The organism is Corallococcus sp. AS-1-6 (genome assembly GCF_020037015.1).
In the GTDB taxonomy this organism is placed as follows: Bacteria; Myxococcota; Myxococcia; order Myxococcales; family Myxococcaceae; genus Corallococcus.
In genome coordinates this window covers 150,296-164,305 of record NZ_JAIQDE010000010.1, presented here as the reverse complement: position 1 = coordinate 164,305, position 14,010 = coordinate 150,296, and the positions used below count along the sequence as shown (strand labels likewise).

The window sequence follows — 14,010 nt, the reverse complement described above, 5'->3', positions numbered from 1 at the left end:
GCGCCAAGGAGGAATACTCAGAGGCAGGGTGAGAATCCGCTTTCGGGCTATTCGGGCGCGCCCTGTTCGATCCACGTGAAGATGAGATCGATCTCCTCCTCGGGGATGGGCGGCAGGCCCAGGGGCATGCCCAGCACCCCTGGCTGGAAGTGCCCGTCCAGCTCTCCCTGACGCGCGAGCAGCGCGGCCACCAGCCGGGGCGTCCCGTCCTCCAGTCGATCCGGGAGCCCTCGGAACCGGCCGTCGCGCTGGACGCCCCGGAGGATGCCGGCCCGCGTGGCCAGGTCGAGCGAGGCCCCGTCATAGCCGAACCCGCCCGTGTTCCCCGGTCCCTGATCTCCGGGCCGCCGCATGTCGGAGTGGCAGTGGTAGCAGAGGTGCCGTGAGAGCTTCCGCGCCACCTCCGGATAGTGGACCTCGCGCTCCAGCCTCTTGGGTTGGTAGCGGGGGCGTGGCTCGGCGGCCACCTGGGGCAGGGGCGCGCGCAGGAAGGCCGCCAGATCCTCGACCTGCTTCGGGGTGAACGCGAAGGCGGGCATCTCCGTGTCGGGGAGGATGCGGCGCGGATCCGTCAGCCACTCGCGCAACTGCGCCAGGGACATGCGGTCGCGCACGTGGCGCAGGTCGGGGGCCCGCCTCCGGGCCGAGGGGCTGTTGAACTCCGGCGCGCCGTAGCGCAGGGACGCGAGCGGGAAGTCGCCCCGGGAGTGACAGCTCGCGCATGCGTGCTCCGCGTAGAGCGCACGGCCCGCCTCCACATCACCCTTCGCGGGTTCCGCCGAGTCCTGCTCGGTCACCGCGAAGTAGTCCGCGAGCAGCTCCGCGTCCTTCGGGCCCACCTTCATCCGGGGCATGGTGGCGCCGTAGAGCGGCCTCACCACGTGCGGCGCCTGGAGCCAGGAGACGAGCCACTCGCGCTTGACCCGCTGGCCCAGCGAGCCGAGGTCCGGGGTCCTCACCAGGTGCGTGAGGTGTCCCTTCCACCGCTCGACCTCCGCCTGCTTGTACCAGAGGTCCAGCCGCCCCGCGGTGATGGCCTGATGGCACGTGACGCAGTTCTCGCTCAGGCGCGCGGACACCGGTTCCAGTCCGGGGACGACGTGACAGCGATTGCACTGGAAGTGCTCCACGGCCTCCCGTGGAGTCTCCGGTGCGTGCTTCGTGGGGGCGAGCACCCGCGTCGGCAGGCGCAGCGCCAGCACGTCCGCGTCACGGACGAGCACGTAGCCACCGCCGGCCACGGCTACCACGAGGGCCAGGCCCGCGAGCGAGGCGAATGGAAACGAGCGCACGGCCACGGGGCGGAATCAGTAGACGTCGGTGTCCACGAACCCCCACGACGGGTTCTCGCAGAGATGCGGGAGGACGAGGTGCTCCCGGGCCATCCCCAATCCCAGCACCAGCACCACGGACGTGAGCACCAGGGCCACGAGGGGCCGGGTTCCCGTATCGCCGAACCTCCGCTTGCCCGGCCCGTGGAAGAACGCCGCCTGCATGAGGAAGAGCACCACGGGGCTGGCCACCAGCACCACCAGGTTGGGGAGGCTCATCACGCACGCGGAGAAGTCGCGCGCGCTGAAGTTGAGCAGCGGCCCCCCCACCGAGACCGCCTCCAGCAGCAGGAGGAGCGCGACGCCAACGACCACGAAGAAGGCCTTGCGCGCCGCCGCCGGCCCCGGCTGTCCCTTCACGGCCGGGCCCCACACGTTGCGCAGGACGACGCGGTTCATGAACACCGCGCCCACGGACCAGAAAACCAGGTCCATCCCATAGGACTGACTGAAGTCCTTGGGGGCGTGGTCCATCGAGTTGATGCAGGCGAGCGCGCGCAGCGGCCACAGGACCGGGGCACCGAACAGGATGGGAGCGAGGGCGCGGGGAAGCATCCGGTCAGGCTATCAGGCACTTCGCCGCGAGTGCGAGTGGGCCCACCTGGCGGCTGAACCCATTGGCAGTCACCGGGCCGGGCGCGGCGTGCGCTCGCTGCTGGGGAGCGGTCCTGGGGCCTACCCTCCGAGGTGCGCTCTGGAGGGCTGGCGCACCCGAGGGGAGTTCGCATGGAGCACTTCCTCACCCACGCCGAGCAACCCGCCGAGGTGCGCCATGCCAGACGTGCCAGCCGGACCTGGCCTCGCTGGCTCCGCTACACCTTGCCGGGATCCTGGGTGGCGCTCCTCTTCGCCTGTCTGGCTTTCACGCCGTCCCTGCTGCCGCGCGGCGGGCCGTTCCAGGGATTCGTCAGCGGCCTCAGCGCGGCCATCGGCTATGGGCTCGGGTGCCTGGGCGCCTGGCTCTGGCGGGAGTTCGCGGACCGCCCCGCGAGGACGCCCCGTCGTCGCGCATGGCAGGGCTTCTTCATCGCGGCCGCCGTGGCGCTGACGGGCGCGCTGCTGCTCGGCTGGCACTGGCAACAGCGCCTGCGGGAGCTCATGGGCATGCCCTCACCGGGCCGCGCGGGATATCTGCTCGCCCCCTTCGTCGCGGCGGTCTTCTTCTTCGTGACCATCGCCATGGCGCGTGGCCTGCGTGGCGCGTCCCGCGCGTTGGCCACCTGGCTGTCGAGACACATCGGCCCTCGCGCGGCCCGGGTGACGAGCGGACTGGCCGTGGTGGCGCTCACCGCGCTGGTGGCCAGCGGCCTGCTGTGGGACGGGCTCATCAGCGCGGCGGATCGCACCCTGGCGGTGCAGGACTCGATGACCGACGAGGGCGTGGTCCCACCGCGCACGGCGTTGCGCTCCGGAGGCCCGGGCTCACGCATCGCTTGGGAGTTCCTGGGAAGGGAAGGGCGCAACTTCATCGGACGCGGGCCTTCGGTCGAGGAGCTCTCCCGCTTCCATGGCACGGCGGTGAAGGAGCCGATCCGCGCGTACGCGGGTTTCGCCTCCGCGCCGGACGCGGAGGCCCGCGCGGCGCTCGCGGTCGACGACCTGGAGCGGGCCGGCGGCTTCGACCGCGCGTACCTGCTGGTGGTGACGACCACGGGCAGTGGCTGGGTGGTGCCGGAGGCCGTGGACGCCTTCGAGTACATGACCGGCGGCGACTCCGCGATCGTCGCCATGCAGTACTCGCATCTGTGGTCGTGGCTCTCCGTCCTGGTGGATCAGGAACGGGCCCGGGAATCCGGCCGGGCGCTCTTCGATGAGGTCTACGAGCGCTGGTCGCGGCTTCCTCCCGGCCACCGCCCGAAGCTGCTGGTGTTCGGAGAGAGCCTGGGCTCCTACGGCGGAGAGACCGCGTTCAGCGGCGAGCGGGACATGGCCAACCGCACCGACGGAGTCCTCTTCGTGGGGCCGCCGAACTTCAACACCCTGTATCGCGCGTTCACCGACCACCGGGACCCGGGCAGCCCCGAGGTGGAGCCCATCTACCATCAGGGCCGCATCGTCCGCTTCAGCCGCAGGCCGGGGACGAACATCCCGCCCGCGTCCGAGCCGTGGGGGGACTCGCGCGTGCTGTACCTGCTGCACCCCTCCGACCCCATCATCTGGTGGAGCCCCCGGCTCCTGGTGAAGCGGCCGGACTGGCTGCGCGAGCCGCGAGGCGATGACGTCCTGGACCAGATGGTGTGGATCCCCTTCGTCACGTTCTGGCAGGTGACGGCGGACCTGCCCCTGGGCATGGAGGTGCCCGCGGGCCACGGCCACGTCTACACCGCCGAGCACGTGGACGGCTGGGCCGCGCTCCTGCGGCCCGAGGGCTGGAGCGCGGACAAGACGGCACGGCTGCGGGACCTCCTGCTCGCGCGTTGAGGCCGGGGGCTACTCGGCCTTCGCCGAAGGCGCGGCCGGAGCGGAGACGCACTTCGTCTCGAAGACGTTGACGATCCGCTTGAAGTCCTGGCGCGTCGCATCCGAAACGCCTTCGTGGAGCATGTCGAGCGCGCGCCGCCCCATGGCCACGGCCTCCTTGCACCGCCCGGTCTGGAAGAACAACGCCGCCTGGGTGTTGAGGATGGCCGCGTTGCCGGGCATCAGCCGCACCGCGCGCTGGGCCGGGGCGAACCCCTTCTGGGGCTGGTCCGTGGTCACGTAGTACCAGGCCAGGCTGTTCTGGACGGAGGGGCTGTCCGGCAGCAGCTCCGCGGCGCGCTTGCGGGCCTGCTCCTGCGCGGCGGACAGGTCCGCGTTGGCCTCCAGGGCGTTGGCGAGCAGGTCCCACGCGCGCCCATCCTCCGGATGCTTCTCCACCAGCTCCCGCGCGAGCTTCAGCCGCTCGGCCTTGTCCAGCTTCTCGGCCCGCAGCCGGAGGGTCTCCACGTGGGTCGGATCTTCCTTGAGCGCCTGATCCAGCTCCAGGTCCGCCTTGCGCTGGCGTTCGGCCGGCGGCACGTCGCCCGGGGCCTGCGTGAAGAGGATGGAGCGGATGACGTGCACGTCCGCGGGCTCCAGTCCGCGTGTCTGGGTTTGCGTGGGCACCGGCGGCAGGGGCTGGGTGGAGATGGCGTAGCGCCCGAGCTGCACGTAGTTCGCGAGGGCGGCCTGATACGTGGTGTCACCCTGGAAGGCGGCCGTGAAGGCGCGCCGGGGGTCCTCGCCCCGGGCCAGTTGGTTCTGGAAGGTGTCGAAGCGCTCGCCGTGCTCGTTGATGAGGTAGTGCACCCACAGCCACGACGAGGCGTAGTGGCGCTGGAGCTCCGCGGTGCCCTGGTTCGTCTGGCCGTCCCACTGCCACAGCTCTTCCAGCGTGAGCCAGCCGTGCGCGCGCACGTACTGGAGCAGCGCCGGGCTGGCGCGGCCGAGCACCACGTTGCGGTCGCTGGGCCGGATGGTGACGGTCTGCAGGTAGGACGCCAGGCCTTCGGAGATCCACCGGGGCTGGCGGGGCAGGGCGAAGGCGCTCAGGTAGTGCGCCAACTCGTGGGCCTGGGTCTCCTTGTCGCCCGTCGAGTCCGCCAGCAGGTAGCCGCCGCCTCCCGTCATCACCATCCGAGGCCCGTCCGGCGTCTGGCCGGCGAAGCCGGCGTAGCGCGCGTCGGTGAACTCCTCCAGGTCGCGCGGATTGCCGAGCACGATGACGTCCACCGTGCCCGGCGGGTCGAAGCCCGCGCCCCAGGCCAGCAGCAGCGCCCGCCGGAACTCCTCCAGCTCCACGGCGGTCCGCGCCGCCGCCGGCTCCTCCAGGTTCGTGCGCACGCGGAAGTGCGAGCTCTTCACCTCGCGCCAGGGCCGGCCACCCTCGGCCGGGCACAGGGCCCGGCTCGCCGTACAGCCCGAAAACAACGCCAATGCCAACCCGAGGAGCCCCAAGCGAATGCCCATGGCGGCGCCTTCTGGCACATCCACCGGGCGGAAGGACAGCCACCCCCTGCATGACGCAAGGGGCGCCGCCCCCCCCACGCCGGCCCCTTCATGGGGATGAATCGTCAGTGAATCCGGGCACTTCGATTCACTCGACGGGTTCCGGTGGTCCCCCTGGCGGCCTGGGGGCGCCTCCCGCGTCAAGGACCCCGGTGGGGCCGACCGCTCCGAGGAGGCTCCCCGCTTGCCCTGAAATCACGTATAGGCCCTCCGCACATTTCGCGCGGCACGCGAGCGATCCGCAGGGCGAGCAGTCGGAGGCCCCCGGGACTGCTCTGGAGGAACGGATGGAGTTGTCGAGTCTCGAATCGAATTTCTGGGCAATCGCACCGAGCGTCATCGGCGCCGTCGGTCTGCTCTTCGCTGCGTTCTTCTACTTCCGCGTCAAGGGGCTCCCCGAAGGTGACGCGACGATGAACCGCATCGCGGGCTACATCCGCGAAGGCGCGATGGCGTTCCTCGTCCGCGAATACAAGGTCCTCGCGGTCTACTGCGTGGTCGTCGCCATCGTCATCGGCCTGGCGCTGGGCCCGGTCGCGAGCGCGAGCTTCGTGGCGGGCGCGTTCCTGTCGCTGCTCGCGGGCTACATCGGCATGAAGGCCGCGACGTTCGCGAACGTGCGCACCGCGCAGGCCGCGCGCACCGGCTCCAAGCCGAACGCGCTGCTCGTCGCGCTGGACGGCGGCGCCGTGATGGGCCTCGCCGTCGCCGGCCTGGGCCTCGTCGGCATGGGCGTCGTCTACTACGTGTTCCGCTCCAGCCCGGAGCTGTCCCCCATCCTCCACTCGTTCGCCGTGGGCGCCAGCTCCATCGCGCTCTTCGCGCGCGTGGGCGGCGGCATCTACACCAAGGCCGCGGACGTGGGCTCCGACATCGCCGGCAAGGTCATCGAGAACATCCCCGAGGACGACCCGCGCAACCCCGGCGTCATCGCCGACAACGTGGGTGACAACGTGGGCGACGTGGCCGGCATGGGCGCGGACATCTACGAGTCCATGGTGGCCGCCATCGTCGCCGCCATGGCCATCGCGCTGACCGCCAACGCGACGGAGCTCTCCCGCCTGGTGGTGGACACGAACGCCACGGGCAACGCGAAGCTGGCCGGCGTCATCCTCCCGCTCGTGCTGTCCGCCATCGGCCTGGTGGTCAGCCTGCTGAGCATCTTCATCGCCCGCGCGCTCAAGCACATGAACCCCGCGCAGGTGCTGCGCAGCGCGCTCATCATGCCCCCCGTCATCCTGGTGGGCCTGTCGTTCGTGCTGATGAACGTGTTCGGCCTGTCCCAGTCCATCACGGTGGCGCTGGCGGCCGGTGCCTTCGGCGGCGCCATCATCGGCCTCGTCACGGACTACTACACGTCCTCCACGCCGGTGCAGCGCATCGCGGAGGCCTCCATCACGGGCGCCGGCACCAACCTCATCCGCGGCCTCGCGGTCGGCATGGAGAGCGTGGGCATCTCCATGGCCACCATCGCGCTGGTGGCGTACATCGCGGACCGCGCGCTCGGCCTGTACGGCATCGCGCTGTCGGCGGTGGGCATGCTGGGCGGTACGGCCGTCGTGATGACGGTGGACGCGTACGGCCCCATCTCCGACAACGCGGGCGGCATCTCCGAGATGTCCGGCCTGGGCCCGGACGTGCGCGCCATCACCGACGAACTGGACGCGGTGGGCAACACCACGGCGGCCATCGGCAAGGGCTTCGCCATCGGCTCCGCGACCCTCACGGTCATCGCGCTGTTCTCCGCGTTCAACCTGGAGGTCAACCACACCCGCGTCGCCAACGGCCTGGCGGAGATGAGCCTGGAGCTGACCAACCCGAACGTCATCGTGGGCCTGCTGCTGGGCTCCATCCTGCCGTTCCTGGTGGGCGCCTCCACCATGCTCGCGGTGGGCCGCGCCGCCGGCGCCATCGTGGAGGAGATTGGCCGTCAGTTCCGTGAGATCCCCGGCCTGATGGAGCTCAAGGCGGAGCCGGACCCCAAGAAGATCGTCGACATCTCCACCAAGAGCGCGCTGCGCGAGATGATCTTCCCGGGCCTCGTCGCCATCGTCGCCCCGCCGCTGGTGGGCTGGGTGCTGGGGCCCCTCGCCCTGGCGGGCCTGCTGGCCGGTGCGCTCGTCGTCGGCGCCACCATGGCCCTCTACATGGCCAACGCGGGCGGTGCGTGGGACAACGCCAAGAAGTTCATCGAGAAGGGCAAGCTGCCGGGCCACGCCAAGGGCTCGGCCGTCCACAAGGCCGCCGTCGTGGGCGACATGGTGGGCGACCCCTTCAAGGACACGTCCGGCCCGGGCGTGGCCATCCTCATCAAGGTCATGAGCGTCGTGTCGCTGCTCGTGGCCTCGCTCATCGCGCTGCGCTGAGCACCTCCTGGGGTGCGGCCACCCGGCTTCGGGGCGCCGCACCCTGGGTGTAGCAGACCAGACACCCGGCCAGGCGATGCCGGCCGCTTCAGGGGCAGTGGGCGAGCGCGTGCTTACACTTCGTGTGAGCCGCTCGCTGTTCTCCTGACGATGAGGTGTCCCATGGTCCTGGAGTTCTCCCAGCCGCAGATCCACCTGCTCCACGCCGTGCTGGCCGAGGGCGCCGATGCCCTGCGGGACGAGATCGTCCGCACCGACAAGCTCGAGCTGCGTGAGGAGCTGAAGCGCAGGCTCGACCAGTTGCTGGTCATCCAGCGCCAGGTGGAAGGACGGATGCACCAGGAGCAGCCCGCAGCGCTCTGAAGCGCTCTGAGTTCACCGGGCCCGGTCCCCAGGTGGGAGGCCTGGGGCCTGGATGTCCGCTCGCTTCAGCGCGGTGCCTGTGCGGGCTTCCCTTCAAGGGGATGCCCCCGGGTGCCGGCGGTCCACTCCTCCCAGACGTTGAACGACTTCATCTGCTGGCCCAGGTCGGTGTCGCGCACGAGCGCCTCCACCTCCGCGCGGCTCTGCCGGGGCAGCTTCTCCTCCATCGTCGCGAAGCCCCACGCGAGCGCGCCCACCACGGCCGCGTTGGCGCGCAGCGTGCGCGCGTCGCACTGTTCGAACTCGTCCGAGCGCGCGTGGTAGTTGGGCCCGTACGTGGCCGGCTCCTGGTTGGCGATGAGGTTGGCCACGCCGTGCATCATGAAGTCGAAGTTGTCGGTGCCCACCACCGGCACGTCCACCTGCGTGAAGGGGCCCAGGCCCGCCACCGGCGTCAGGGCCCGGTCCACCAGCGGCACCAGCGCGGGCCGGCCGTTCGTGTAGAAGCCGGTGATGCGCCCGCAGCCGATGTCCACCGACAGCGCCAGGGTGTGCCGGTCCAGCTCCGCCGCGTGCGTGCGCGCATAGCCGGCCGAGCCGTACATGCCCTGCTCCTCGCCGTTCCACAGCGCGAAGCGCAGCGTGCGCGCGGGCTTCAGGCCCAGGCGCTGCATCTGCCGCGCGAGGTCGAGCAGCATCGCGACGTTGGCGCCGTTGTCCAGCGCGCCGCCGCCCAGGTCCCAACTGTCCAGGTGCGCCCCCAGCACGACGACCTCTTCCGGGTGCGTGGTGCCGCGGATCTCGCCAATGACGTTGCGCGCCTCGTAGGGGCCGCCCGTCCGCAGGTCCAGCACCGCGGTGAGGTTCAGCGCCCTGCCGGCGCGCAGGAGCCGCAGCGCGCGCTTCGCGCCGTCGCGCTCCATCACCATCATGGGCCGGGTGTTCCTGGGGCCCACGGAGACGCTGTGCCGGTAGAGCTGGTTGCCGGGGCGGCTGCCCATGTAGACGACGCCGGCCACGCCCGCGGCGAACGCGCGGGCCTCGATGACCGCCGCCTCGTCGTACTCGCGAAAGAGCCCGTCGACGTCCTTGAGCTCGTCCGTCTCCACCAGCAGGTACGCGCCGCGCGCCTTCGGGCCCATGCGCGCGAAGTCCGCCTCGGTGCCCCGGCCCCCGTCCCGCAGCGGCGCGGTGAGGCCTCCCCTGGGCGTGGCGGTGGAGAAGGGCATCGCGGCCACGCGCGGGGCGAAGCGCACGTCCTGGCCCTGCACGGTCGCGGTGGCGGCGCGCTCCAGCCACAGCGCCGGCATGGGGAAGGGCTCCGCGCGCGCCGTCACGCCCGCGGCGCGGAAGCGCTCCAGCGCCCAGGACACGGAGCGCTGGTTGGCCTCGGAGCCCGTGGCCCTCCCGCCCACCTCGTCCACCAGCGAGCGCAGGTCCTCCACCAGGGGCGTTGCCCCCAGCACGCTCCCCACGAGCAGCGCGGCTTCGCGCTCACGCGCGGAGGGCGGGGCCTCCTCGGACCTGGAGGAAGCCGGGAAGGCGAGGGCGAGCGACAGCGCCGCGAGGCGGAGGAGCGGACGGGGAGGGGACATGGCGCGAGCATCCCCACCCCGGCCGTCGCCCGGCAAGTCAGCGCATCTTGAGCACCACCCGGAAGCGGGCCTTGTTGCTCATCATCCGCTCGTAGGCCTCCGCCGCGCGGTCCAGGGGGAACACCTCGTTGCGCGAGCGCACGCCCTCCAGCGCGCTGAAAGCCATGGTCTCCTGCGAGTCCTGGGGCGCGCCGCTGGGCCAGCCCTGGATGCGGGTGCGCTTTCCAATCATGGACAGGCTGCTCACGGGGATGGGCTCCGAGCCCGCGCCCAGCAGCAGCAGGGTGCCGTTGCGTCCCAGGCCTCCGAGCAGCGCGCCCGCGAGGCTGCTGCTCGACGCGGTCATCATGATGACGCGCGCGCCCCCGAGCTTCTGGAGGGCCTCCGCCGGGGAGCCCTTCTCCGTGTCGAGGTATTCGTGCGCGCCCAGCTCCAGCGCCAGGGCCTTCTTGTCCGCGCCACGTGAGATGGCGACGGTGCGGTAGCCGAACTTGCTGGCGTATTGGATGGCCAGGTGGCCCAGGCCGCCAATGCCTTGCACCGCCACCAGATCCCCCGGCCGCGCGCCCATGTTGCGCAGGGAGTTGTACGTGGTGACGCCCGCGCAGAGCAGGGGCGCGGCGTCCTCGGAGCTCATCCCCTCGGGAACACGGGCCAGCGCCTCCTGGGGCGCGACCAGGTACTCCGCGTAGCCACCGTCGTAGCTGATGCCGCAGATCTGCTGCTTCTCACAGGTGACGAAGTCGCCGCTGCGGCACGCGACACACTGGCCGCAGTGGCCCCCGTGCCAGCCCACGCCGACGTGCTGTCCCTCCTTCCAGGCCGTCACGCCGGGGCCCACCCGGTCGATGCGCCCCACGACCTCGTGGCCCGGCACCCGGGGATACTGGATGGGCATCCAGCCTTCCTTGGTGATGGCGTCGCTATGGCAGACGCCGCACGCCTCCACCGCGATCCGGACCTGCCCGGGGCCGGGCTCGGGGACCTCGCGCTCGACGACTTCAAGCGCGCCGCTCGCCTTCTGTACCTGCACCGCCTTCATCTTCCTGGCCATGGCGTCTCCTCGGGGGGAGGGATGGGGATGACGCGGTGCGGGCGCACACGGAGTGAGGAAGGACGCCGGGCCGGTGGGCGGGCAGGGAGGAGAGGGCCTGGTCAGATGGGCCGTCCAGCGAGCATCCAGGTTGACGCGGAGTGTGCGCGCCTCAAGGCTGGGCGCCTCACGACAGGAGCGTCACGATGACTCACAGCCGTTCGACGAAGCTCGCGGTGATTGGCAGTGGCCTCATGGGCAGCGCGCTGGCGAGAGCCTTCGCCGCGGCGGGGCACGACGTCGCGGTGTGGAACCGGACGCCGGGCAGGGCCCGGGCCGTGGGCGGAGGCACCGTCGCGTTCGAGGACCTGGTGGAGGCCGTCACCGGGCGGGCGCTCGTGGTCGTCTCGCTGTCCAACTACGCGGCGTGGTCGGAGTGCGTTGCTTCGCCGGCGGTCGCGTCGGCGCTGGCCGGGACGACGCTGGTCCAGCTCACCAGCGGCTCACCGGCGGATGCGCGCGGAGGCCTGGAGTGGGCGAGGGCCCACGGCGTGGACTACCTGGACGCGGCGATCCTCGCCTATCCCGCGTTCGTGGCCACCGACTCCGCGACGGTCTACTACGCCGGGGCCCGCGCGGTGTTCGACCGGCACCAGGAGACGCTCCAGGCCATCGCCAGGAACTCCGTCTACGTGGACGAGAAGATCGGCTCCGCCGCGACGCTCGACTGCGCGATCCTCGAGGCCTACTACGGAGGCTCCCTGGCGGTACTCCACGCCGCGGCGATGTGTCAGGCCGAGGGGCTCGACCCGAAGGCCTTCTTCGCCCAGAAGAACTCCTTCCTGGGGTTGATCTCCGTCACCGCGGACGCCGCGCGGGACATGATCGAACGCAACGACTTCACCGGCCAGCAGTGCAGCCTCGACACCCACGTCGCGGCCATCGAGCACATCGTCCGGCTGAGCACGGACGCCCGCATCAGCGCGCGCTTCCCCCGGGAGCTGCTGGAGAACTACCGGCGGGCCGTGGGCGCGGGGCTGGGTGCGCAGGAACTGCCCGCCGTGTTCCGCACGCTGAAGCAGGACTGAGCGCGCCTACCGGCCCGCCTTCTTCCCGACGGCGGGCTTCACGGCCGTGGCCTTCGCGGGAGTACCCTTCACGGGCGTCGCCTTCGCGGGGGCCGCTGCCTTCGCGATGGCGGGGTTCCTCTTCGCGGCCAGCTCCGGGATCAACAGCAGCTCGATGCGGCGGTTGCGCGCGCGGCCCTGCGGCGAGGCGTTGGCCGCCAGGGGCCGCGTGTCGCCGTAGCCGGCCGCGAGCATGCGCTTCGCGGGCACGCCGCCCTTCTCCTGGAGGAAGCGCACCACGTTGACGGCGCGCGCGACGGACAGCTCCCAGTTGGTGGGGAAGAGGGCCTGGAGCTTCTGCGTGGGCGGCGAGTCATCCGTGTGGCCCGACACCTGGATGAGCTTGTCATCCACCTTGGACAGCACACCGCCCAGCCGGGTGAGGACCTCCTGGCCGCGGGGGCTGATGCTCGCGTCGCCTGAATCGAAGAGGACCTTGTCGACCAGGTCCACCTGGAGGCGGCCTCCGTCCTGGGACAGGCGGATGGCGCCCTCGGCGATCTCCTTCTTCAGCTTGTCCTGGAGGTCCTCGTAGGTGGCCTTGAGGCGGGTGAGCTCCGCCTCCTGCTCCTGCACCGTCTGGCTGAGCTGCTCCTTCTCCGTGTTGAGCTGCTCCTTCTCCGCGGACAGCTTCGCGTGCTCCGCCTCCAGCGCGGTCAGCTTCGCCTCCAACTGCTCCTTCGCCGCCGCCGCTTCACTGGCCCGGGCCGAGGCCGCCGCCGCCTCCGCGTCCGCGCGGGTCGTGCTGCGATGCGACAGATAGAGCACCAGGCCCGCGAGCACCGTCACCAGCGCCGTCACCAGCCAGGGCACCCAGGCCCTTCCGCGTTCCGTTTCCATGTCGCGACCTCCAGGGTGGAATGGACGGAGGCCACGCTAGTGAATGGCCCCGGGTGCGCCTCAAGGCGACCCGGGTGCGTGCAGGTATCTGGAGGTGGATTGTTTCAGCCAGGGCAGCCGGAGTGGGCCGCCGCTGGCAGGGACGTCAGTACGTGGCGCAGACGATGCCCACGCAGTTGCCCGCGGTGTTGTTCCGCGCGACGTTTCCTCCGCCGTCGTAGGCCGTGGGCGCGTAGATGCCGAAGCCCGTGTTGTTCAGGGCCAGGTTGTTGATCACCGAGGGCGTGCTGGGCGGCTGGACCCGGAGTCCGTCGCCGTCGTTGGCCAGGAACTGGTTGCCGCGGACGATGCCCGTGAGCGGCGGGGGCTCGGCCCCTTCACGGTCGGACAGCGTCAGGCCGCTCGCGTTGTCATGGAAGGTGTTGCCGTCGATGTAGACGGACAGGGTGGAGGCCTGGAGCCCGGTGCCGTTGTGGACGACCAGCGAATCGATCATCGACAGCTTGAACGGCTGCCAGACCGGGAGGGTGGCCTGCGCGAACGCGGCGTTGTTCGCGATGAGTGTGTTCTCGAACCGCATCTCGGAGCAGAAGCGGGGGCCGTCGCCGTCGTTGGGGATGGTGCCCACCGCGTCGTTCCACGCGATCGTGCTGGACCTGAAGCGCATGACGCCTTGCCAGCAGTAGAAGACCCTCCCGTTGGACGTGAACGTGGAGTCGAGCGCGTCGATGTCGTGGAAGTCCGCGAACATCGCGATCCCATTGTGGGTGAACACGGACGACCGCACGTCGAAGCTGCCATTGGACGCGTCGAACTCGCTGCTCAGCCCGATGTTGTTCCCGCTCAGGCGGCAATCCGTGATGAGGAAGTTCGCGTAGTTGTTATTGTGGACGCCCGCGGTGTTGTCGAGGAGCGCGAGCTTGTGGAGCCGCACGCTCGGCAGGTTCGCGGAGTCGGTGGTGGTGACGCCCCTGCCGAAGCCCTGGACGGTGCCATTGCGCACCATCCGGCCCCTGGCGATCACGATGCCTTGTGAATCGTTGTTCGCCGGGCCGGTGCGGCGGATGGCGTGGCCGCCCAGGTCCAGGACGATGCCGTCTCCATCGATTTGAAGCGCGAAGGGCGCCGAGCTGGGGCAGTTGAGGTCATGGCTGAGGAGGGTATTCGTGGTGAGGGTGTCACCACACCGGACGCCGTGGCCGGTGTTGGTGAACGTCACTTCGGCATCCGCTTCGGAAGGAATCGTGCCACGGGCCTGGACGTCAGGCGCCACCGTGAGAATGGTGGTCACTGCCACGGCCACGGCGAATCCACGCGTCTGCTTCATGCTGCCTCCCCGGGCCGGAGACGTCCGGCCACCGGCGGAGAGGCTATTCACGGCGCTTC

At 70.8% G+C, this 14,010-nt stretch carries 11 protein-coding genes; 4 read left to right on the top strand and 7 right to left on the bottom strand.

All coding sequences use genetic code 11. The features are described 5' to 3' along the window. Positions 1-47 precede the first annotated feature (47 nt). Both K8612_RS16135 and K8612_RS16130 read right to left on the bottom strand, forming a co-directional pair. Positions 48-1,298: a c-type cytochrome gene (locus tag K8612_RS16135; protein WP_223762894.1), complete on the bottom strand. Its 1,251-nt coding sequence runs from the start codon at positions 1,296-1,298 to the stop codon at positions 48-50. Positions 1,299-1,307: 9 nt separating this feature from the next. Further along, positions 1,308-1,886, bottom strand: coding sequence for a hypothetical protein (locus K8612_RS16130; protein WP_223738094.1), 579 nt, complete (start codon positions 1,884-1,886; stop codon positions 1,308-1,310). Positions 1,887-2,165: 279 nt separating this feature from the next. Between K8612_RS16130 and K8612_RS16125 the strand changes: the two genes are divergently transcribed. Then, the gene (locus K8612_RS16125; protein ID WP_223762893.1) at positions 2,166-3,752 is read left to right on the top strand and encodes an alpha/beta-hydrolase family protein; all 1,587 of its coding nucleotides are present in this window, start codon (positions 2,166-2,168) and stop codon (positions 3,750-3,752) included. A gap of 9 nt (positions 3,753-3,761) precedes the next feature. Here the strand turns inward: K8612_RS16125 and K8612_RS16120 are convergent, their stop codons facing one another. Next, a complete protein-coding gene (locus K8612_RS16120; protein ID WP_223762892.1) occupies positions 3,762-5,261 on the bottom strand; it encodes a hypothetical protein in 1,500 nt (499 codons plus the stop codon). 326 nt (positions 5,262-5,587) lie between these two features. Between K8612_RS16120 and K8612_RS16115 the strand changes: the two genes are divergently transcribed. Continuing rightward, complete coding sequence (locus tag K8612_RS16115; RefSeq protein WP_223762891.1) at positions 5,588-7,666, top strand: sodium-translocating pyrophosphatase; 2,079 nt, start codon at positions 5,588-5,590, stop codon at positions 7,664-7,666. 162 nt (positions 7,667-7,828) lie between these two features. Continuing rightward, the gene (locus tag K8612_RS16110; protein WP_223762890.1) at positions 7,829-8,029 is read left to right on the top strand and encodes a hypothetical protein; all 201 of its coding nucleotides are present in this window, start codon (positions 7,829-7,831) and stop codon (positions 8,027-8,029) included. A 65-nt stretch (positions 8,030-8,094) separates the two neighbouring features. Here K8612_RS16110 and K8612_RS16105 read toward each other — a convergent pair whose 3' ends face one another. Continuing rightward, positions 8,095-9,624 (bottom strand): M28 family metallopeptidase, encoded by a 1,530-nt coding sequence (locus K8612_RS16105; protein WP_223762889.1) that lies wholly within the window; start codon positions 9,622-9,624, stop codon positions 8,095-8,097. A gap of 37 nt (positions 9,625-9,661) precedes the next feature. Beyond that, positions 9,662-10,678, bottom strand: coding sequence for an alcohol dehydrogenase (locus K8612_RS16100; RefSeq protein ID WP_223762888.1), 1,017 nt, complete (start codon positions 10,676-10,678; stop codon positions 9,662-9,664). Positions 10,679-10,863: 185 nt separating this feature from the next. On the opposite strand from K8612_RS16100, the gene K8612_RS16095 reads away from it, so the two are divergent. Further along, a complete protein-coding gene (locus K8612_RS16095) occupies positions 10,864-11,745 on the top strand; it encodes an NAD(P)-binding domain-containing protein (protein ID WP_223762887.1) in 882 nt (293 codons plus the stop codon). 6 nt (positions 11,746-11,751) lie between these two features. On the opposite strand, the gene K8612_RS16090 is transcribed toward K8612_RS16095, so the two are convergent. Then, entirely contained in the window at positions 11,752-12,624 is an 873-nt protein-coding gene (locus K8612_RS16090; protein WP_223762886.1) for a flagellar motor protein MotB, read from the bottom strand. Between the two features lie 145 nt (positions 12,625-12,769). After that, positions 12,770-13,927 carry a right-handed parallel beta-helix repeat-containing protein gene (locus tag K8612_RS16085; protein ID WP_373692108.1) on the bottom strand — a complete coding sequence of 386 codons (1,158 nt, stop codon included), beginning with the start codon at positions 13,925-13,927 and terminating at the stop codon, positions 12,770-12,772. Positions 13,928-14,010 lie beyond the last annotated feature (83 nt).

Excerpts from the sequence above, each read along its gene's own strand:
- K8612_RS16130 (WP_223738094.1), bottom strand. The coding sequence starts at position 1,886 with ATGCTTCCCCGCGCCCTCGCTCCCATCCTGTTCGGTGCCCCGGTCCTG.
- K8612_RS16120 (WP_223762892.1), bottom strand. The coding sequence starts at position 5,261 with ATGGGCATTCGCTTGGGGCTCCTCGGGTTGGCATTGGCGTTGTTTTCG.
- K8612_RS16115 (WP_223762891.1), top strand. The coding sequence starts at position 5,588 with ATGGAGTTGTCGAGTCTCGAATCGAATTTCTGGGCAATCGCACCGAGC.
- K8612_RS16110 (WP_223762890.1), top strand. The coding sequence starts at position 7,829 with ATGGTCCTGGAGTTCTCCCAGCCGCAGATCCACCTGCTCCACGCCGTG.
- K8612_RS16105 (WP_223762889.1), bottom strand. The coding sequence starts at position 9,624 with ATGTCCCCTCCCCGTCCGCTCCTCCGCCTCGCGGCGCTGTCGCTCGCC.
- K8612_RS16100 (WP_223762888.1), bottom strand. The coding sequence starts at position 10,678 with ATGGCCAGGAAGATGAAGGCGGTGCAGGTACAGAAGGCGAGCGGCGCG.
- K8612_RS16095 (WP_223762887.1), top strand. The coding sequence starts at position 10,864 with ATGACTCACAGCCGTTCGACGAAGCTCGCGGTGATTGGCAGTGGCCTC.
- K8612_RS16090 (WP_223762886.1), bottom strand. The coding sequence starts at position 12,624 with ATGGAAACGGAACGCGGAAGGGCCTGGGTGCCCTGGCTGGTGACGGCG.